This is a genomic window from Sorangium sp. So ce321 (assembly GCF_051530195.1).
In the GTDB taxonomy this organism is placed as follows: Bacteria; Myxococcota_A; Polyangia; order Polyangiales; family Polyangiaceae; genus Sorangium.
The window spans coordinates 7,410,806-7,431,637 of record NZ_CP150329.1 but is presented as its reverse complement, the minus strand read 5'-3'; the positions used below and the strand labels follow the sequence as shown (position 1 = coordinate 7,431,637).

Annotated in this window: 15 protein-coding genes; 11 read left to right on the top strand and 4 right to left on the bottom strand. The window is 71.6% G+C overall.

The annotated features are described in order from the left end of the window. Position 1 precedes the first annotated feature (1 nt). Complete coding sequence (locus WME89_RS27275) at positions 2-1,543, bottom strand: Glu/Leu/Phe/Val family dehydrogenase (RefSeq protein WP_438002643.1); 1,542 nt, start codon at positions 1,541-1,543, stop codon at positions 2-4. Between the two features lie 353 nt (positions 1,544-1,896). Continuing rightward, positions 1,897-2,664, bottom strand: a complete 768-nt coding sequence (locus WME89_RS27270) for a hypothetical protein (protein ID WP_438002642.1) — start codon at positions 2,662-2,664, stop codon at positions 1,897-1,899. 954 nt (positions 2,665-3,618) lie between these two features. Between WME89_RS27270 and WME89_RS27265 the strand changes: the two genes are divergently transcribed. The 7 genes from WME89_RS27265 to WME89_RS27235 all read left to right on the top strand — a co-directional run bounded on the left by WME89_RS27265 (position 3,619) and on the right by WME89_RS27235 (position 13,793). Beyond that, positions 3,619-5,949 carry a right-handed parallel beta-helix repeat-containing protein gene (locus WME89_RS27265; protein ID WP_438002641.1) on the top strand — a complete coding sequence of 777 codons (2,331 nt, stop codon included), beginning with the start codon at positions 3,619-3,621 and terminating at the stop codon, positions 5,947-5,949. A gap of 713 nt (positions 5,950-6,662) precedes the next feature. After that, a complete protein-coding gene (locus tag WME89_RS27260) occupies positions 6,663-8,384 on the top strand; it encodes an ABC transporter substrate-binding protein (protein WP_438002640.1) in 1,722 nt (573 codons plus the stop codon). Between the two features lie 48 nt (positions 8,385-8,432). Continuing rightward, positions 8,433-9,410: an ABC transporter permease gene (locus WME89_RS27255; protein ID WP_437617532.1), complete on the top strand. Its 978-nt coding sequence runs from the start codon at positions 8,433-8,435 to the stop codon at positions 9,408-9,410. A gap of 21 nt (positions 9,411-9,431) precedes the next feature. Beyond that, the gene (locus WME89_RS27250) at positions 9,432-10,388 is read left to right on the top strand and encodes an ABC transporter permease (RefSeq protein WP_438002639.1); all 957 of its coding nucleotides are present in this window, start codon (positions 9,432-9,434) and stop codon (positions 10,386-10,388) included. A gap of 37 nt (positions 10,389-10,425) precedes the next feature. Beyond that, positions 10,426-11,337, top strand: coding sequence for an ABC transporter ATP-binding protein (locus tag WME89_RS27245; RefSeq protein WP_437663141.1), 912 nt, complete (start codon positions 10,426-10,428; stop codon positions 11,335-11,337). Between the two features lie 2 nt (positions 11,338-11,339). Then, a complete protein-coding gene (locus tag WME89_RS27240) occupies positions 11,340-12,383 on the top strand; it encodes an ABC transporter ATP-binding protein (protein ID WP_438002638.1) in 1,044 nt (347 codons plus the stop codon). Between the two features lie 18 nt (positions 12,384-12,401). Beyond that, positions 12,402-13,793: a GH1 family beta-glucosidase gene (locus WME89_RS27235; RefSeq protein WP_438002637.1), complete on the top strand. Its 1,392-nt coding sequence runs from the start codon at positions 12,402-12,404 to the stop codon at positions 13,791-13,793. A gap of 40 nt (positions 13,794-13,833) precedes the next feature. Here the strand turns inward: WME89_RS27235 and WME89_RS27230 are convergent, their stop codons facing one another. Next, complete coding sequence (locus WME89_RS27230; RefSeq protein WP_438002636.1) at positions 13,834-15,018, bottom strand: GspE/PulE family protein; 1,185 nt, start codon at positions 15,016-15,018, stop codon at positions 13,834-13,836. After that, the gene (locus tag WME89_RS27225; RefSeq protein WP_438002635.1) at positions 15,015-16,085 is read right to left on the bottom strand and encodes a CAP domain-containing protein; all 1,071 of its coding nucleotides are present in this window, start codon (positions 16,083-16,085) and stop codon (positions 15,015-15,017) included. The genes WME89_RS27230 and WME89_RS27225 overlap by 4 nt, the downstream gene beginning before the upstream one ends. Positions 16,086-16,232: 147 nt before the next feature. Here WME89_RS27225 and WME89_RS27220 point away from each other — a divergent pair, with 147 nt between their 5' ends. The 4 genes from WME89_RS27220 to hutI all read left to right on the top strand — a co-directional run bounded on the left by WME89_RS27220 (position 16,233) and on the right by hutI (position 20,806). After that, positions 16,233-17,216 (top strand): DMT family transporter, encoded by a 984-nt coding sequence (locus tag WME89_RS27220; protein ID WP_438002634.1) that lies wholly within the window; start codon positions 16,233-16,235, stop codon positions 17,214-17,216. A gap of 50 nt (positions 17,217-17,266) precedes the next feature. Continuing rightward, a complete protein-coding gene (locus WME89_RS27215; RefSeq protein WP_438002633.1) occupies positions 17,267-18,277 on the top strand; it encodes a zinc-dependent alcohol dehydrogenase family protein in 1,011 nt (336 codons plus the stop codon). Positions 18,278-18,419: 142 nt separating this feature from the next. Beyond that, positions 18,420-19,535: a beta-N-acetylhexosaminidase gene (gene nagZ / locus WME89_RS27210; RefSeq protein ID WP_438002632.1), complete on the top strand. Its 1,116-nt coding sequence runs from the start codon at positions 18,420-18,422 to the stop codon at positions 19,533-19,535. Continuing rightward, a complete protein-coding gene (gene hutI / locus WME89_RS27205) occupies positions 19,532-20,806 on the top strand; it encodes an imidazolonepropionase (RefSeq protein WP_438002631.1) in 1,275 nt (424 codons plus the stop codon). The genes nagZ and hutI overlap by 4 nt, the downstream gene beginning before the upstream one ends. Positions 20,807-20,832: the final 26 nt, after the last annotated feature.

Here is a 20,832-nt window from a genome sequence, read left to right as displayed (position 1 = left end):
GCTACTGGGAGAACCCTTCCAGCATGTAGTGCGCCTCGATCCGCTTGAGCGCGAGCACCATCGCGGCGAGCCGCATCGGCAGGCGCTTGCCGACGACGAGCCTTGTCGAGTCGTGGTCCTCCGTGCGGCGCGGCCGGTTCTCCGCGATATCGCAGATCAGGCGGTAGTTGCTCTTGATGGCGCGCTCGAGCCGCGTGTTCACCTCGCCCTCGGTCCAGTGCTCCATGCGCTTGTTCTGGATCCACTCGTAATAGGAGACGGTCACGCCGCCCGCGTTGCCGATGATGTCGGGGATGACGCTGATGCCGCGCTCCGCGAGCACCTTGTCCGCCTCGGTCGTCGTCGGGCGGTTGGCGCCCTCGGCCACGAGCTTCGCCTTGAGCCGCTCGGCCACCTTGCCGGTGATCGCGTCGCCGAGCGCGGCCGGGATACAGATGTCCGCGTCGACGCTCCAGAAATCGTCGCGCGGGATCGCCTGGGCCCCGCCGTAGCCGGCGACCGAGCGCCGGAGGTTGGCCGGGTTCTCGTTCACGTAGGTCATGAGCGCGCCGACCTCGATGCCGTTCGGGTCGTAGATGGCGCCGTCGGCGTCCTGCACCGCGACGCACCGCGCGCCCATGCGGCACAGGATCTCGGCAGCGGCGGAGCCGACGTTGCCGAAGCCCTGCACGATGAAGCGCGCTCCGGCGAGGGAGATGCCGCGCTGCGCGTACCACTCCTCGATGCAGTAGGCGAGCCCCTGCCCGGTCGCCTTGACGCGCCCCTCGGAGCCGCCGATGCGCACGTCCTTGCCCGTGACGACGCCGCGGTGGTTGTGCCGCTCGCGCTCGCCGTCGCTGTACTGGCGGAGGAGCCACGCCATCACCTCGGCGTTCGTGCCCACGTCCGGCGCGGGGATGTCCACGTTGGGCCCGATGAGCTGCTTGAGCCGGTACATGTACCGGAGCGAGATCGACTCGAGCTCTTCCTTGCTGTACTCGCGCGGATCGATGCGAATGCCGCCCTTGCCGCCGCCGAACGGGACGTCGGCGATCGCGGTCTTCCACGTCATCTCGGCGGCGAGCGCGTTGAACAGGTCGAGCGACACGGCCTTGTGGAAGCGCAGCCCGCCCTTGTAAGGCCCTCTCGCCTGGTTGTGCTGGACTCGATATGCCTTGAAGCGGGCGAACTCGCCGGGCTGGATCCGGTAAAGCCCCTGGTCGCCGAGGCGGATCACGCCGTCCTGCACGTGGATCGAGCCGCTGCGGAGCGCCTCGGGGCGGAGGATGAGATTGCCGTTGAAGAGCGGGGTGATGGCGGCGCGGTTCGGGATCACCGACGCAGGGAGCCGCTCGTAGGCCGCGGCCGCCTCCCCGCGGAAGGGGACGAGGCGGTCCTGGAGCTGCGTGGTGACATAGAAGATGTGCTCGTAGTCGGGCTGCTCGAGCTCCAGCCGGATGCGGGGAGCCAGGCCGATGAGATCGGCGGCCGTGTGGAACACCACCATGGATTCACCGAAGATGTTGGTCTCCGGCTCGCGCTCTAGGAGGGGGACGTCTTCCATCGCCGTATGCTGCCTCGACAGCGCGGCGGGGGTCCAACCTTTCCCGCGGGTATAGCGCCCCGCGCGCGCGCCGGCGCGAGCGCAGTCGGCGCGCAGCGCGGCCGCGCCCGAGGCCGCCCGCGGATGCGTGGGATGCGTGGATCGAGGTGAAACTGCGAGGAAACGAGGCGATCGCCGCGCGCGTGCGGCGCGAGCGCGCCGGCGGGGCTGCGCGTGTCTCGACGGGCAGGCCGCCGGACGGGCCGCCGGCCTCGAGGGGAGCTGGTGCGGCTCTCCGCAGGAGGATCCGGCGGCCCGTCGAGTCGGTCACCGCGGTGCTCGGCCGGCAGCGTGGCCGGCGTGTTCAGGGAGCGTCAGGGAAACGTCCCAGGGGCGAAGGAGCCGTACGGAGCGCCGCCCAGGCCGCCGAGGCCGCCGCCCAGGCCGCCGAGTCCGCCGCCGAGGCCGCCGAGGCCACCGAGCCCGCCGAGCCCGCCAAGCCCGCCGCCGAGCCCGCCGAGCCCGCCCAGGCCGCCGAGCCCGCCGCCGAGGCCGCCGGGGTAGCCGCCGAAGCCACCGCCGAGGCCGCCGGGGTAGCCGCCGAGGCCACCGAGGCCGCCGGGGTAGCCGCCGAGGCCGCCGCCGAGGCCGCCGCCGAGGCCGCCGTACGGGGACCACCCGAAGCCGCCCGGCGTCCCACCCGGGAAGCCGCCGAACGGACTACCGCCGCCGAACGGCCCGCCGGGGAAGCCCCCGCCGCCGGGGAAGCCCCCGGCCTGCCCCACGGGGAAGGGCTGCTGGCCGACCTGCGCGCCGGGGCCCTGGATCGGCCCGCCCTTGTCCACGGGGCCCTGGATCGGCCCGCCGATGCCCGGAAGGAGCGGCCCGCCCTTGCCGATGGGACCCTGGATCGGCCCGCCCTTGCCGATCGGAGCACCGATATCGGTCTTGCCCGGGATCACGCCGCCCCGCGTCTCGTCCTGCTCCCCCTCCTCCAGCGCCTGCTCGCTCGACGCCACGTCGACGTCGGCCTGCTCCAAGTCGGCCTCTTCCGGTGCCACCGCGCCCACCGCGCACCCGGTCATCAGCACGGAAAAGAGCATCGCCGCTTGCGCCATCTTCATATCGATCGAGCTAACCATCCGTCCTCCTTCCATGCCCCGCGATGGCCATCGGGCCCGCGGTGGCATGCTGGGCTGACTGAAGAGCAGGCTGCGTGCCTGACAGCGCGTGTGCAGAGCCTGCCGCTCGGGCCTTCTGTGTCTGCCGGACGGCGACGGCGAAAGTGCATTGTCTGAATCCGCGCCGGGTGAGCGTTCTGCCCCGTTTCATCGCGCCTGACCGCCGCCGCGCCGGCGCGTCTCGATACCGCCTCGCAGCGCCGATGTGGGATGCGCCGGAGCGCTGGAGAAAGGCAAATGTCGGCGCGCGCGCGCCGCGCGGCGCGCGGCCGGACGGCATGAAAGCGACCCGACTTGCAGCTTTATCGTGGCCTGCAGACCGCATTTCCGAAGAGCTGGTCGATCTCTGCAATCGAGGGCTGCGAAGACTCGACATCAACGCTCCTCCCGCGGCGACGTCCGCGAGCCCCGCGGCGCTCTGGTCACGCCCTGCGCAGCCCACTTCAGCCGATAAGGTCCCAGGGCGGCGCTCCTCGTGCGGCAGCCTCGGTATCGCGGCGCTCCCCGCCGCGCGCCGCGCCCCGTCGTCCAGAACGACGGCGCCGCTCTGTCAGTCGCGGACGGCGGCCCCGCGAGGCCGCTCCCGCGAGCTCCGCCGCGGGGCGCCCAGCGCGTCACAGCCGTCCGCGGCGTCGCACGGAAAGCCGGCGCGATCGCGACTCTGCTGCCTGGCAGGAGCCTGCCTCCTGTTGTAAGAATCATCACGCCGAAGGAGCTCGCGCGGCGCCGCTCAGGCGCTGATCTCATCTCCCTGCCGCGGGCTCGACGAGCACAGGTGCTTGAAGCGCCGGTTCACACAGGACACGCGCGGTCTCCGCGCCGTCGCGGGAGCGCTGGTGGGGTTGTCCGCCCGGGGGGCCGGGAGCCAACGCCACGCGCGGCTCGAGGCGGCGCGCTTTCTGAGGAGGGTATCGCATGCGCCTCGGCGCGACGCGTCCGGGTTCATCTTGGCTGGCCGTCTGCATCGCTCTCCTGTCGCTGCTCGCCGCGGCGTGCAGCGATCCCGTGCTCGGCGCCGACGCGACGCTCGAAGGCGAGCGCGTCCCGCTGCGCTGCCCGCGCGGGCACGCGCTCGGCCCCGGCGGCGCGTGCATGCCGGTGGGCATCCAGGGGTGCGCCGACCTGTTCGTGGAGGACGACGATCTCTGCCACCCCTCGATGGCCAGATGCCCTCCGGGGACGATCCCGAAGTTCGATGAGGGCTGCATCCCCGTCGGTATCCCGCGCTGCGCCAGGGAGCTCGCGGGCGACGACGGGCTGTGCAGGCCGGCCATGGCGAAGTGCCCGACTGGCACGTTCGCCACCCCCGAAGCGGGGTGCGTGCCCGTCGACGGCCCCGGCGGCTGCGGGGCGGGGCGCTGGGGGAACATCGCGCGCGCGCCCGGGAACCTCTATGTGGACCCGAGCTACTCCGGCGCGGACAGCGACGGCTCCGAGGAGCGGCCCGTCACGACGCTCGCGGCGGCGCTGGAGCTCGCCGTCGAGGGCGGGACGATCGCGCTCGCGGAGGGCACCTATGAAGAGCCGCTCGTCGTCACGAGGCCGCTCGCGATCGTCGGACGGTGCGCCTCGCGCGTGCGGATCCGCGGGGTGAGCCCGCTCAGCCGTCCCCCTGCGATCGTGGCCGTGCTCGACGCAGGGGAGGTGACGCTCCGGGGCGTCGAGATCGGCGGGGACGGCGCCGGCGTCGTGGCGATGGGCGCGAGCGCGGTGGCGCTCGAGCGCGTCCACCTCAAGGGCGCAACCCACGTCGGCGTCCTGGCGAGCGACGGCGCGCGGCTCTCCGTGGCGCAGAGCTGGATCGAGGGGACGCGCTCCGGCGAGGAGGGCGGCGGCATGGGCGCCCTCGCGCAGGCCGGCGGCGCGCTGACCGTGAAGGAGAGCGCCGTCACGGGCAACCACGCGGCGGGCGTGGCGGCGCACCAGGCGGGCGCCACGGCGGCCGTGGTGGGCAGCCTCGTCGAGGGGACGCTGCCGTCGGAGTACATCCGAGACGGTCAGGGGATCGTCGCTGTCGACGGCGCCGAGGCGTCGATCGAGGACACGGCCGTCGTCGGCAACCATCTGTCGGGGATCTTCGCGGTGACGGGCGCCTCGGCGACGCTCTCCGGCGTGCTCGTCGAGGGGACGCGCGCCGGGCTCCACGATCTGAGCTACGGCGTCGGCGTGTACGCGACGGCGCGATCGCGCGTCGCGATCGACGCGAGCGCGATCCTCGGCAACGCGGAGCTCGGCGTCGCCGTCATCGGCGAGGGCGCCGCGGCGACGATGGCGCGGAGCCTCGTGATGGGCACGGTGGCGGCCGAGCCGGAGTCCCGGCTCGGGGGCTTCGGCGTCGCCGTCGCCCGCGGCGCGGCGATGCGCCTCCACGACAGCGCGATCGTGCAGAACCGCGGGACCGGCGTGCACGTGGGCGACCTGCCCGCCGAGCTCGTCGCCGAGGGCAACCTCATCGAGGGCACCCTCGCCGAGGGCTGGGGGGACGGCGCCGGGGTCATCGTGATGGAGGGCCGCGCGACGCTCGCGTCGAACGCGATCCGCGACAACGAGGGGAGCGGCCTGTCGGTGGGGTATCTCGGGTCCGAGGCGACGGTGACTGGCAACCTCGTCGAGGGGCATGTCGCGCCGGACGGCCGCGCGCCGGCGGGGCAGGGGATCGTCATCCACCGGGGCGCCAGCGCGGTGCTCGCGGGCAACCTCGTCAGCGGCAACCGCTCCGTCGGCGTCCTCGCCGGCGCGGAGATCCCGGGCGGCAGGGTCGAGATGACAGGTGACCTCATCCAGGGCACCTCGGACGGCGCCGGCATCGGCGTCGCGGCCGCGCGCTACGAGCTCCGGCTCGCCTCGTCCCTCGTCCTGGCGAGCCGCACGGCCGGCGTGGCGCTGTTCGGCGCCGACGCGGACATCTCCTCGACGGTCATCGACGGGGTGACCGGCGACAGCGGGGCCGGGGCGGGCGCGCGGCGTGAGGCGCTCGTCGCCGATGGTGTCCTGGCGCTCGACGGGTCCACTGCCACCCTCGCGGAGGTGCGCGTGGCCGGCTGCGCGCGGGCGGGGATCCTCTACGACGGGAGCTCGGGTCGCCTCTCCAGGGTTCGCGCTTCGGACAACCTCTTCGGGCTGGTCGTGCAGGGCTCGTCGGCGCTCGCGCCGGACAAGGACAGCGTGTTCATCGACAACGGCGCGGCGGACGAGCTCTTCGACGCCGAGCTGCCTGTGTCCGTGGCCGCGCCCCCGCTCCAGTGACGCGCGCCTCCGGCCCGCCTGGCCGCTTCCGCCGCCGCGCGAAACGGCGAAGACATCAAATGGAAGCTCCCCCGGAACGTGGTACTCACCGCCGCCGGCGGCGGGGGCCACCGGCCAGGCGCCCAGTCGTCAGCCCGCGATTCGCGCCTGAGCCCTTCGCGCCGCGCCTTCCGGATGCGATCTCCGCCACCTGCACGGGGCATGTCCGGGCCACGCCCCTCGAGGGGGACGCATGCTCGAGAGCGGCCGGTGCGAAATGGAAATTTCTGGTCTTGTCACCGCTCGCGGGTCTCTGTTATAGACGTTCCCCGGCCGGACCTGAACGCCGCGTCATAGACACGCTCTCTTTCTTGCTGTGACCGAAGAAAATAACAGTGCGAGTGTCGGGGCTGATGGTCCCAACCATGACGCGCGATGACGAGATGAGATGGACTCGCTGTTGCGAGGCATGACGCGCCACGACATCTCCGCTGAAAACGCGCCTGAGTGAGCGGCGTGAGAACTTGGTATCGACCTCGAATCCCCGTTGACACTGATGTGAGAAGACGGCTACAGTGCCGACGTCTGGATGCCGGTATGGTGCGCTGCGTTGCGCGCGTCGAAACTCCGGCGGGCCGCTCTGCCGCGTGGCGGCTCCCAGGAAGATCAATGAAGTGGGAGAGGGACGGTGGGCGCGCAGGTGTGCCCATGGGGCCCCCGCGAGGAGCATTCTCATGAGGAACCGGTTCTTGCCGCGTCGAACGTTCGTTCTGTCGGCGTTGCTTCTTTCGGTCGGCGCGTCAGCGGGTTGCGGGAAATCCGAGGTCAAGCAGGAGCCGCCGAAGGGCCAGGGCGCCACCCCGATCGTTCCGGGCAAGAACCCCGCGGCTGATACGTTCCTCACCGTCTCGATCGAGCAGCAAGCGTCGTGGGTGCGCAACTTCAATCCTCTGCTGGCACCAGGCAACGTTCGCTGGCCAACCGTCGCTGGCATCTACGAGCCGCTCCTCGTCTACAACACGATGAAGGGCGAGTTCACCCCGTGGCTCGCGTCGAAGTACGAGTGGAGCAACGGGAACAAGACGCTCACCTTCACGACGCGTCCGGGCGTGAAGTGGTCCGACGGCCAGCCCTTCACGGCGAAGGACGTCGCCTTCACCTTCGGGCTCCTGAAGAAGCACGCCGCCCTCGACCTCCAGGGCGTCTGGAAGTGGCTGACCGCGGTTGAGGCCAAGAGCGACTCCGCGGTCGAGTTCACGCTGACGCGGCCGTACGTTCCTGGGCTCGTGTTCCTCGGGCACCAGCCCATCGTGCCGGAGCACAAGTGGAAGGACGTGTCGGATCCGGTCACGTTCACGAACGAGAACCCGGTCGCGACGGGGCCCTTCACCGAGGTGAAGACCTTCCAGAACCAGATCTACGAGCTCGGCCGGAACCCGAGCTACTGGCAGCAGGGCAAGCCCGCGATCAAGGGACTTCGTTTCCCCGCTTACCCTGGTAACGACCAGGCGAACCTGGCGCTCCTGAATGGTGAGGTCGACTGGGCAGGCAACTTCGTCCCGGAGATCGAGAAGGTCTACGTCGGCAAGGACCCCACGAATCACCACTACTGGTTCCCGCTCGTCGGCAGCACGGTGTTCGTCTACACGAACACGTCGAAGAAGCCGCTCGACGACGTGCGGGTGCGCAAGGCGATCAGCATGTCGCTCGACCGCGAGCAGATCGTCAAGGTCGCCATGAACAACTACACGCGGCCGTCGGACGCGACGGCGCTCAGCGACGCGCACGAGCGCTGGCGCAGCCAGAAGGTCGTCGAGGGCGGCGACTGGGTGAAGTTCGACGTGGCCAAGGCGAACCAGATCCTCGACGAGGCGGGCTACGCGAAGGGCGCGGACGGCATCCGCGCGAAGGACGGCAAGCCGCTGCGCTTCGACATCAACGTCGTCACGGGCTGGTCCGACTGGGTGCGCGCGGCGCAGATCGTCACGCAGCAGGTGAAGCAGATCGGCGTGGAGGCCACGCTGAAGACGTACGACTTCAGCGCGTTCTTCGAGGCGCTCCAGAAGGGCACCTTCGACCTGTCGATGGGCTGGTCGAACGAGGAGCCGACGCCGTACAACTTCTACCGCGACCTCCTCGGCACCGCGACCGTGAAGCCGGTCGGGGAGGCGTCGTCGCGCAACTGGCACCGCTTCGGTGCCAAGCAGGCGGACGCCCTGTTCGAGCAGTTCGAGGCCGCGACGGAGCAGGCTGAGCAGAAGAAGCTGCTCGAGCAGCTCCAGGAGATCTTCTCCGAGACGGCGCCCTCGGTCCCGCTGTTCCCTGGGCCGTCGTGGGGCGAGTACAGCACCCGCCGCTTCACCGGGTTCCCGAGCAAGGAGAACCCGTACGCGAAGCTGTCACCAAACAACCCGCCCGAGTACCTGCTCGTCCTCACCGAGCTCAAGCCGAAGTGAAGTTGGGCGTGACCTGATCCGGAGAGCAGGTTAGAAGAGAGAGCTTCTGTGCGTTACCTTCTGCGACAGCTGGGCTTGTACTTCATCGCGGCGTGGGCGTCGCTCACCCTGAACTTCCTCATTCCGCGAGCGATGCCGGGCGACCCCGCCTCGGCGATGTTCGCGCGCTTCCGCGGTCAGCTCCAGCCGGAGGCGATCGACGCGCTGCGAAAGGCGTTTGGGTTCACGGGTGAACCGCTCCCCAAGCAGTACATCACGTACCTGAGCCACACGTTGACGGGCGATCTCGGCACGTCGGTCGCTCACTTCCCTGCAAAGGTGACCGACGTCATCGCGACAGGGCTCGGCTGGACGCTGCTCCTGTCGGGCGGCGCGGTGATCGTCAGCTTCGGGCTGGGGACGCTGCTCGGGATCATCGCGACATGGAAGCGCGGCGGCTTGCTCGACTCGATCATGCCGCCCGTCCTCATGTTCATGGGCGCGTTCCCGTACTTCTGGCTCGCGATGGTGGCGCTCTACATCCTCGGGTTCGTCCTCGGGGCTTTCCCGCTGCGCCATGCCTACAGCGACACCCTCTCGCCCGAGTTGAGCATCGAGTTCATCGGGAGCGTGCTGTCGCACATGGTCTTGCCCGCCCTGTCGATCGTCATCGCCACCATCGGTGGCTGGATGCTCGGCATGCGCAGCGCGATGGTCACCGTGCTGTCCGAGGAGTACATCACGATGGCCCAGGCCAAGGGGCTCTCCCGGTGGCGGGTCATGTTCAGCTACGCCGCGCGGAACGCGCTCCTGCCCAACATCACCGGCTTCGGCATGGCGCTCGGGTTCGTGCTCGCCGGGTCGCTGCTCACCGAGATCGTCTTCTCGTACCCGGGTCAGGGCTACTTGCTCATCCAGGCTGTTCGTAACCAGGACTACCCGCTCATGCAGGGGATCTTCCTCACCATCACGCTGGCCGTGCTGGGCGCGAACTTCCTGGTCGACGTCATCTACGTGTTTCTTGATCCTCGCGCCCGCGGGCGCTGAGGGCCGGGTCCAGGAGAAGCGATGGCTGCGCAACAAAGCAATAGTGGGGGCAGTGCGCCCCGCGCCGCGGGGTGGATCCTCCGCCTCCTCTCGAACCGTAAGGCGGTGGTGGGCATGCTCATCGTGCTCTTCTTCCTCCTCCTCTCGGTGCTCGGCCCCACGTTCGTCGGTCAGGACCCGCACGCGTTCGTGGGGATGCCGCACGAGGCGCCCTCGGCCGAGCACCTCTTCGGCACGACGGGACAGGGGCAGGACGTGCTCGCGCAGACGATCGTCGGCGCGCGGACCTCGCTGGCCGTGGGCTTCGCCACGGGCTTCGCCGTGATGGCGATCGGCGCGGTGATCGGCATGGCCGGCGGTTACTTCGGCGGCTGGATCGACAGCGTGCTGTCGCTGCTCACGAACGTCTTCCTGATCATCCCGGGCCTGCCGATGGCCGTCGTCATCGCGGCCTACCTGCCCGCGGGGCCGATGACGATCCTGTTCGTCCTCGTGCTCACGGGGTGGGCGTGGAACGCGCGCGTGCTCCGGTCGCAGGTGCTCGCGCTGCGCGACAAGGACTTCGTGGCCGCGTCCCTCGTCAGCGGCGAGGGCAGCGCGCGCATCATCTTCCGCGAGATCCTGCCGAACATGACGTCGCTCCTCATGTCCGGCTTCATCGGCGCGACCATCTACGCGATCGGCGCGCAGGTCGGCCTCGAGTTCCTCGGGCTCGGCGACCTGAGCGCCGTGACCTGGGGGACGAACCTCTACTGGGCGAGCAACAACGCCGCGCTCCTCACGGGCGCCTGGTGGACGATCGTGCCCACCGGCGTGTGCGTCGCGCTCGTCGGGTTCGCGCTCACGCTGATCAACTATGCGATCGACGAGATCTCGAATCCGCGGCTCCGCTCGGAGGGGGCCTGGTTGCGTATGCTCAAGAGCCGCAACGTCGCGGTTGGTCAGTCAACGCCGGTAGTGAGGACTCATGGCGCCTAGTCCGCTTCTCTCAGTTCAGGATCTCCGGGTCGAGTTCATGACCCCGACCGGTCCGGTATGCGCGGTCGACAACGTCTCCTTCGACATCGCCCCGGGTGAGGTGCTCGGCCTCGCGGGCGAGTCGGGGAGCGGCAAGTCGACGGTGGCGATGGCCATCATGCGGCTGCTGCGCGCGCCTGCGGTCATCACGGGCGGGCACGTGTACTTCGCCGGGCAGGACATCCTGGCCATGAACGAGGAGCAGCTCCGCGCGTTCCGCTGGCGGAAGATGGCGCTGGTGTTCCAGAGCGCGATGACCGCGCTCAACCCGGTGCTGACGATCGGCGAGCAGATCGCCGACCCGATCATCGCGCACGACGGGGTGACGAACGCGCAGGCGATGGAGCGCGCGGCCGCGCTGCTCAAGCTCGTGAACATCGACTCGTCGCGCCTGAGCAGCTACCCGCACCAGCTGTCGGGCGGCATGCGCCAGCGCGTCGTGATCGCGATCGCCATGGCGCTCAAGCCGCCGTTCCTCATCATGGACGAGCCCACGACGGCGCTCGACGTCGTCGTGCAGCGGGAGATCCTGCAGCAGATCGCCGAGCTCAAGGAGCGGCTGGGCTTCTCGATCCTCTTCATCACGCACGATCTCTCGCTGATCGCCGAGTTCTCGACGCGCATCGCGATCCTCTACGCGGGCAAGCTCGCGGAGACCGCCCGCGCCAAGGACCTGTTCAGCGATCCGAAGCACCCGTACACGCAGGGGCTCCTCGGGTCGTTCCCCTCGGTCCGGGGGCCCCGCCGCAGGCTGCAGGGCATCCCGGGCTCGCCGCCCGACATGCGCAGCCCGCCGTCCGGCTGCCGCTTCCACCCCCGGTGCCCCCAGGCGTTCGCGACCTGCCAGCACGAGCTGCCGCTCCTCCGTGAAATCGCGCCCGAGCATCGCGGCGCCTGCCACCTCTACTGACCATGACGATGACGCAACCTCATGTCTCGCCTGTCCTCGACGTGGTGCGCCTCGCCAAGTTCTTCCCTGTGGGCGGCGGGCTCCGCGCGCAGCAGCTCCGGGCGCTGCACGACGCTTCGTTCTCGCTCGCCGAGCGCGAGGTCATCGCGCTGGTCGGGGAGTCGGGCAGCGGCAAGAGCACGATCGCGCGGCTGATGCCGCCGAGCAGCGGGCAGATCCTGTTCAAGGGTCGCGACGTGCTGAAGGAGGAGCCGAACCGCGCCTCGCTCGCGTACCGCGGGCAGGTGCAGATGATCTTCCAGGATCCGTTCGGCTCGCTGAACCCGGTGCACACGATCGGCTACCACCTGGAGCGGCCGCTGCTGCTCCACAACAAGGCGCCGAACGCCGCGATCCTCCGGGAGAAGGTGCACGAGCTGCTCAAGACGGTCGATCTCACCCCCCCGGCGGAGGTCGCGGCCAAGTTCCCGTACCAGCTCTCGGGCGGCCAGCGGCAGCGCGTGGCGATCGCGCGCGCGCTCGCGGTGGATCCCACCGTGATCCTCGCGGACGAGCCGATCTCGATGCTCGACGTCTCGATCCGCATGGGCGTCCTCAACCTGATGGAGCGCCTCAAGGAAGAGCGCGGCATCTCGTACCTCTACATCACGCACGACATCGCGAGCGCGCGCTACGTCGCCGATCGCACGATGGTGATGTACGCCGGCCACATCGTGGAGGGCGCGCCCAGCGAGGAGCTGATGCAGCAGCCGGCGCACCCGTACACGAAGCTCCTGCTCTCGGCGGTGCCGGATCCGAACGGCTCGATCCGCGGCGAGCTCCCGGCCCGCTCCGGTGCGCCGAAGCTCATCAACCCGCCGCCGGGCTGCCCGTTCGCCGATCGCTGCCCGAGCGTGATGAACACGTGCCGCGAGCAGATGCCCGGGGCCATCGACATCGGCTCGGGGCACTGGGTCCGCTGCCACCTCTACTCGCCCGGCTCGGTCGCGCCGTCCCCGCACTACGAGCGGCAGGTTCCTGCCCCCGTCGGGGCCGCGCCCATCTGAGGAGAACCACGAAGCAACATGCCGGCTCTGAGATTTCCCGACAAGTTCGTTTGGGGTGTGGCGACGTCCTCCTATCAGATCGAGGGCGCCACGAGCGAGGACGGCCGCAGCGAGTCGATCTGGGATCGCTTCGCGAAGACGCCCGGTCAGATCACCGACGGGACCAACGGCGACGTCGCGTGCGACCACTACCACCGGTGGCCTGAAGACATCGCGCTGATGAAGAGCCTGGGCATGATGGCCTACAGGTTCTCGCTCGCGTGGCCGCGCATCCTCCCGAACGGTCGGGGCGCGGTGAACCAGAAGGGGCTCGACTTCTACAGCCGGCTGGTGGACGGGCTGCTCGAGGCTGGGATCGAGCCGTACGCGACGCTCTTCCACTGGGATCTGCCGCAGGTGCTCCAGGACGAGGTCGGGGGCTGGCAGCATCGCTCCACGGCGGACGCGTTCGTGGAGTTCACCGACGTGGTGACCCGGAAGCTCGGCGATCGCGTGAAGAAGTGGATCACGCACAACGAGCCGTGGTGCACCGCGTTCCTCAGCTACGAGAAGGGGATCCACGCGCCGGGCATGCGCGACTTCAGCAAGGCGCTGGCGGTGAGCCACCACCTGCTGCTCTCGCACGGGCTCGCGGTGCCCGTGGTGCGCGGGAACAGCCCCGGCGCCGAGGTCGGCATCACGCTGAACTCGAACTACGCGATGCCCGCGTCGCCGAGCGCCGCGGACTACGACGCGGCCCGCCACTACGACGGGTATTTCACCCGGTGGTTCCTCGATCCGCTGTACGGCCGGCACTACCCGGCGGACATGATCGCGGACTACATCGCGCTGGGCTACCTCCCGCCGGAGGGGCTGACCGTCTGCAAGCCCGGCGATCTCGACATCATCGCCACGCAGTGCGACTTCCTCGGTCTCAACTACTACTCCCGGGCGGTCTTGCGGAGCAAGGCGGTGCCCGAGGAGCAGAACCTGCCGCGGACGGAGCACGTCGCGCCTGCATCCGAGCAGACCGAGATGGAGTGGGAGGTGTACCCGGAAGGCCTGCGTCGGCTGCTCATCCGCCTGCACGTGGAGTACGGGGTGCCGAAGCTCTACGTGACGGAGAACGGCGCGGCGTACTCGGAAGGGCCCGACAAGAGCGGGCGCATCCCGGATCAGCGGCGGCTCCAGTTCCTGCGCGACCACTTCATCGCGGCGCGGCGCGCGATGGATGCGGGCGCGCCGCTCGCCGGCTACTTCGTGTGGTCGCTGATGGACAACTACGAGTGGGACCGCGGCTACTCCCAGCGGTTCGGCATCGTCTGGGTGGACTACGAGACGCAGAAGCGCACGCCGAAGGACAGCGCGCTCTGGTACAAGGGCGTCATCGCCGCCAACGCGGTCGACGACGGCACCTCGCAGGCGACCTGACCGGCGCCGCGGCGTCCACGCCGCGGCGCACCACGGCGCATCACGTCACGCGGAGCACCTCGTCGAGGGACGTGACGCCCTCCTTCACCCGGGTGAGCCCGGCCTCGCGGAGCGGAACGAGCCCCACCTTGCGCGCGGCGTCCCGGTACGCGCGCTTCCCCGCCCGGGCCTTCACGAGATCCCGCAGGTCGTCGTCGAGCTCGAGCATCTCGAACAGCCCGATCCGGCCGCGGTAGCCCGTCAGGTGGCACGTCGGGCACCCGACGGCGCGCTTCAGCTCGGTGCCCTTCTCGATGAGGACCTTGTCCTCCTCGCCCGTCACGTCGCTCTCGACCTCGTACGTCTCGGCGCACTCGTCGCAGAGCTTCCGCACGAGCCGCTGCGCGATGACCGCGAGCAGGGCGTTCGCCACGATCCACGACTCGGCGCCGAGGTCCACGAGGCGCGCGACCGTGTCGACAGCATCCGAGGTGTGCAGCGTCGACAGCACGAGGTGCCCCGTGAGGCTCGCCTGCAGCGCGATCTGCGCCGTCTCGGGGTCGCGCATCTCGCCCACCATGATCACGTCCGGGTCCTGCCGCAGGATCGCGCGCAGGCCGGTCGCGAAGGTGAAGCCCTGCCTCGGGTTGGTCTGCCCCTGCGTGATGTCCGCGAACTCGACCTCGATGGGATCTTCCAGCGTCACGATGCTGAGCTCGCCGGTCTTCATGACCTTGAGCAGCGAGTAGAGCGTCGACGTCTTCCCCGACCCTGTCGGCCCGCACACGACGATGAGCCCCGACGGGCGGTCCGCGAGCCGCTCGACCCGCGGCACGTCTTCCTCGGGCAGCCCGAGCTTCTCGAGCGCGATCAGCTGGTGGCTGAGCAGCACGCGCAGCACGACCGTCTCGCCGTGGATCGCGGGGAACGTCGAGGCGCGCAGGTGGATGAGCGGATGGCCGTGCAGCTCCAGGCTGAACTGGCCGTCCTGCGGCAGCCGCCGCTCGGTCATGTCCATCCGCGCGAGCACCTTCACGCGCGAGGCGAGCGACGGCCCGATGTTGATCGGGATCTGCCCCTGCGCCACCATCACGCCGTCGACGCGGTACCGCACGCGGATGGTGTCGCGCTTCGGCTCGACGTGGATGTCGCTCGCGCCCATCGAGACAGCGCGGCGGACCAGGTGATCGAGCACCTTGACGGCGTCGAGATCCTCGGACGACGCAGGAGGGCGGCTGTGGCTCACCGCGCCCCTCCCTTGCCGCCCACGTCGACGACGCGGAGCGAGACCATCTTGAGCTCGTTCGAGGGGGGGAACGTCGCCCAGACGCTGACGCCGTAGCGGCCGGGCCGCTTGCCGTCGTCCAGCGGGACCTGGATGTCGAATCGATTGCCGCTCACCTCCAGAGGAATAGGCGTCTTGAAGCCCTTCGGGAAGAAGGTCGCGTAGGGGGGCGGGATCGGGTACCCGCCCATCTTGAGCAGCTTCTCCGGCGCGATCGGCCTGGCCGGGTCGACCCGCGAGATCCCGACGCCCGCGATCTTCGCCGGCGCCCTGAGCTCGCCGCTCACCCGGACCACCTCGCCGACCCGCGCCCGCCCGGGGAGCGGCTGGTACTTCCCGTAGTCGTCGACGAACTCCTGCGCCATGCACGCGATGTCGAGCCCCTTCGCCTTGGCCAGGCCGACCCCGAGCGAGGTGTGCGACGCTGTGAGCACGTTGCGCCGGTGCCCGTCGGCCGGGGGTTTCTCGTTCATGAACGCGTGGTGCACCCGCTCGAGGCTCTCCGCCGAGAAGCGCGGCTCCGGCTCGAGCTCGCGCGGGATCGCGTCGGCGAAGCAGCCGGCGTTCTCCATCGGGAACCCGTCGCCGCCCGCCGCCGTGTAGCGCTCCTCCGGGACCGAGCCGTCGCTGCCCCAGTGGCCCGTGAAGCCGACGCGCACCATGTCCTCGGTGTGCCGCCGCCCCGCGCGCGCCGCGGTCTCGTCCCACCGGACGGGCGGCAGCTTGTGCGCCGCCCTGTCGCGGTTCACGAGCGCGAGCACGTACCGCCCTGCCTCCGCGCGCGTCATCAGCTTGCCCGGCGCGGACGGCCCCGCGGCGGCCTGCGCCTCGCCGCCTCCGGGCTCCTCGTCTCTGGCCTCGCCCTCCGGGGCGCGCGCGCCATCGCGCTCCTCCGCCGCGCCCTCGGAGCCCAAGGCGCCCGGCGGCCCCTCCGCCGGCTCCTTTCCGGCGCTCGCGCCGCACCCTAGCGCGAGGACGCCCGCGGCGATGAGCCCGAGCCACGGCGCCCCGGGCCAGCGCCTCCGCACGTCGTTATTGGCTCCTGTCCTTCCCCGTGTGCCTCGTTGGATCGCGCGCATCGCCGCGACGGTAGCGCCTCGGTGTCGCGCGCGCACCCGGGAGCGCCGCCTCCTCGCCGGCGCGCTGCGGCGTGCGCGGCGCCGAGGTGGTAAGCGATGCGCCACGTGAGCACGTCATCGTCGTCACAGGGCGCGGTCGCCGCGCACCCGGCCGGGGCCTCCGCGATCGTCCTCGCCGCCGAGCACGAGGGCCGCGCGTCGCACCCGACCGCGGGCGTCCTGTGGATGATCCTGGCCCAGGCGCTCTTCGCCGTGATGAACGTCCTCGTGCGGGTCTCGTCGGAGCACGCCCCGTGGCCCGAGGTGGCGGCGTCGCGCACGCTGGTGGGCGCGGCCACCGCGCTCGGCGTCGCGTTCGTCCGCCGTGCGCCGCTCTCCATGGGCCGCAGCGACCGGCGCCTCACGTGGGCGCGCTCGCTCTGCGGCACCGGCGCGATGCTCTGCGGCTTCTACACGCTGGGCACGCCGCAGATCGCGCTCGGCGACGCGGTCACGCTCGGCGCGACGAGCCCGATCTTCGTCGCGATCCTCGCGCCGCGGATGCTCGGCGAGCGGAGCAGCCCGCGCCTCTGGCTCGCGACCGTGCTCGCCTTCGCGGGCGTCGCGCTGGTCGCCGCGCCGAAGCTCGCGATCGCGGGCGAGATCGCGCTCATCGCCACGCTCGGCGCCGTCTTCTCGGCGTTCGCCATGATCTGGCTGCGCCGGATCGGCGCCGGCGGGACGCGCGCGAGCCCCGAGTCGATCGCGCTGCACTTCTCGCTCGTGGCGAGCGCCGCGATGATCGCGCTGTCGATCCCGGTCTGGCGGACGCCCGACGCCGTCGGCTTCGTCCTGCTGATCGGGACGGGCCTCGCCGGCGGCCTCGCGCAGCTCGCGATGACGCGCGCTTACGCGCTCGACAGCGCGGCGCGCATCGGCGCGATCGGGTACGTCGGGGTCGTCCTGTCGCACGTGCTCGCCGCCGCCTGGCTGGGCGAGATCCCCTCGGCGCGCCAGCTGCTCGGGACCGCGCTCGTGATGGCGGCCGGCCTCTGGCTCGCCTCTCAGGCGCTGCGCGACGCACGGCGCGCGGCGCGTTGACCGGGTCCACCCCGCATGAGATAGCGCACGTCTGCTCAAGGAGGGTCTGCATGAAAGCGTTCGCTGTTCAGGGTTCGTTCGGCCTCGACGCGCTCCGCCCGATCGATCTCCCCGATCCGAAGCCGGGGCCCGGGCAGATCGTCCTCAGGATGAAGGCCGCGTCGCTGAACTTCCGCGATCTGCTCGTCGTGAAGGGCCTCTACAACCCGAAGTTCTCGCTGCCGCTCGTCCCGCTCTCGGACGGGGTCGGCGAGGTGATCGGCGTGGGGGAGGGGGTGACGCGGGTGAAGGTCGGCGATCGCGTGAGCCCGACCTTCCACCAGCGCTGGCTCGACGGGGAGCTGACCGCCGCCAAGACGAGGGCGGCGCTCGGCGGTGAGCTGCCGGGCGTGCTCTCCGAGCAGGTGCTCCTCAGCCAGGAGGGGGTCGTCGCGGTCCCGCCGCACCTCACCGACGAGGAGGCCGCGGCGCTGCCGTGCGCCGCGGTGACCGCCTGGAACGCGCTCTTCGCGGCGAGCCACCTCAAGGCGGGCGAGACGGTGCTCGTGCAGGGCACGGGCGGCGTCTCGATCTTCGCGCTGCAGTTCGCCCGGCTCGCGGGCGCCCGCGTCATCGTCACGTCGAGCAGCGACGAGAAGCTCGAGCGGGCGCGGTCGCTCGGGGCGTCGGAGACCATCAACTACCGCACGACGCCCGACTGGGACCGGCCCGCGCTCTCGTTCACCGGCGGCGCGGGGGTGGAGCACGTCATCGAGGTGGGCGGCGCGGGCACGATCGCCCGCTCGCTCCGCGCGGTGCGGCCCGGCGGGCGCGTGAGCCTCATCGGCGTGCTCTCGGGCGGCGCGACGGAGCTCAACCTGTTCCCCTTCCTGATGAAGCAGATCAGCGCGCAGGGCATCTTCGTGGGCTCGCGGGCGATGTTCGAGGACATGAACCGCGCGATCGCGGCGAGCGGGCTCCGCCCGGTGATCGACCGCGTGTTCCCCTTCGCCGAGATCCGCCAGGCGCTCGATCACATGGCGAGCGGCAGCCACTTCGGGAAGATCGCGATCCGGTTCTGATCGAGCCGGCGACGCAGCGCGGCGCTCCGGCGCTCCGGCGCGCTCCGAGAAGTGGCCTCGCCGGCCCAGGTCGTCTACGAGTCGCTCACGAACGGGTCCCGCGGCCGGCAGCTCGCCCGCGCCGCGCGAGAGGTGGTGGACGATGCAGCTCGATCTGGAGCTCGAGATCCTGTGTGGTCAGCTCATCGTGGGCGGCTTCGGCGGCGCGGAGCCGCCTGCCCGGTACCTCCGGGCGCTCGCCGAGGGGCGGCGGGGCGGCGCGATCCTCTTCCGGCGCAACGTCCCCGACGTGGCCTCCACGGCGCGGCTCTGCCAGGCGCTCGCCGCCGCGGGCGACCCCGAGCGGCCGCCCTTCATCGGCATCGACCAGGAAGGCGGCCGCGTGACGCGCCTGCCCGCGCCGTTCCTGACGCTGCCGCCGATGCGCTCGCTCGGCGAGCTCCGGGATCTCGCGCTGCTGCGCCGCGCGGCGCGCGCGGTCGCGTCCGAGCTGCGGGCCCTCGGCATCAACCTGAACTTCGCTCCGGTGCTCGACGTCGACTCGAACCCGGCGAACCCGATCATCGGCGACCGCGCGTTCGGCCGCGATCCCCGCACGGCCGCCGAGGGCGCCGTCGCGTTCCTGGAGGGGCTCCAGGAGGAGCGCGTGCTCGCCTGCGGCAAGCACTTCCCGGGGCACGGCGACACGGCGCTCGACAGCCACCTCGCGCTCCCGACCATCGCCCACGGCCGCGGACGCCTCGACGAGATCGAGCTGCCGCCGTTCCGCGCCGCCTCCCGCGCCGGCGTCGCGTCGCTGATGACGGCGCACATCGTCGTCGAGGCGCTCGATCCCGGCGTCCCGGCGACGCTCTCCCGCGCCATCTGCACCGGCCTCCTGCGCGACGAGATCGGCTTCGAGGGGGTGCTCTTCTCGGACGACCTCGAGATGGCCGCCATCGCGGCGCACCACCCCGTCGAGGAGGCCGCCGCCGCCGCGATCTCGGCGGGCTGCGACGCGCTGCTCATCTGCAAGGACGAGGAAGCGCAGGACCGCGCGCACGAGGCCCTCGTGCGCAAGGCCGAGCGCGAGCCGCGCTTCCGCGAGCGCTGCGTCGAGGCGGCCGCGCGCTGCCTCCGGGTGCGCCGCGCGTGCCCGCCGCGGCCGGTCTCCTCGCCGGCGGCGCTCGCCGAGGTCGTCGGCGGGCCCGCGTCGCGGGAGGTGCTCGCGGAGATCGAGCGGGCGCGCGCCGCGCTCGCGGCGGGGGCGGCGACGTGACCGCGCCGCCGGGGGCCGCGCTCGCGGAGGACCCCGACCGTCCCTTCGTCGTCGCCGCGCGCCGGCTCGTCACGTGCGACCCGTCCCGCGCCTCGGCCGCCGACCCGCTCGGGGTCGTCGAGGGAGCGGCGATCGTCGTGCGGGGCGGCGCGATCGAGGCGGTCGGGCGCAGGGAAGAGATCCTGCGGCCCGGCTCGGATCTCGAGGTCGCGATCGAGGCCGCGGGGGTCGTCACGCCGGGGCTCGTCGACTGCCACACGCACGCGCCCTGGGTGGGCTCGCGCGACGCCGAGTACGCGGTCCGCATGGCCGGGGGCGACTACGAGGCGATCGCAGCCGCCGGCGGCGGCATCGTCGCGAGCATGCGCGCGGTGCGCGCCGCGACGACCGACGAGCTCGCGGGCGCGCTCCGCGCCCGCCTCCGCCGCATGGCCGCGCTGGGCGTCACCGCCGTCGAGGCGAAGAGCGGCTACGGCCTCGACGAGGCCGCGGAGCGCAAGCAGCTCGAGGCGGTCGCGGAGGCGGGGAGGGACGCGCGCCTGCCCCGCGTCGTGCCGACGTACCTCGCGCTGCACGCGCTGCCCCCGGAGGCCGGCGGCGACCGCGCGGCGTACGCCGGGGCCGTCGCGCGCTCCTGGCTGCCCGCGATCGCCGCGGCCGGCCTCGCGCGCTACGTCGACGCGTACATCGACCGGGGCGCGTTCTCCGTGGACGAGGCGCGGCCGGTGCTCGAGCGGGCGCGCGCGCTCGGGCTCGGCGTGCGCGTGCACGTCGGGCAGTTCGCGGACGTGGGCGGCGCCGAGCTCGCGGCCGCGCTCGGCGCGGCGTCGGCCGACCACCTCGAGCACGTCGCGCCCGAGGGCATCGCGGCGCTCGCCCGGGCCGGCGTCGCCGCCGCGCTCCTGCCCGTGGCGAGCTTCACGCTCCGGCAGGAGCCGCCGCCCGTCGCCGCGCTCCGGGCCGCCGGCGTCCCGCTGATCGTGGGCAGCGACGCGAACCCCGGGACGGCGCCGACCGAGAGCCTGCCGCTCGCGCTCGCGCTCGCGGTGCGGCTCTACGGGCTCACGGTCGCCGAGGCGGTCCTGGGCGCGACGCGCGAGGCGGCGCGCGCGCTCGGCCTCGGCGGCGTGTGCGGCGCCGTGCGGCCGGGGCTCCGCGCCGATCTCGTCGTCTGGGACCTGCCGCACGAGAACGCGATCGTGCAGCCCTGGGGCGCGCCGCGCGCGCGGGCCGTGCTGCGCGACGGCGCCTTGATCGCGGCGTCAGGCTGAGGCTGCACGCAAGTCAAGCCTGGACG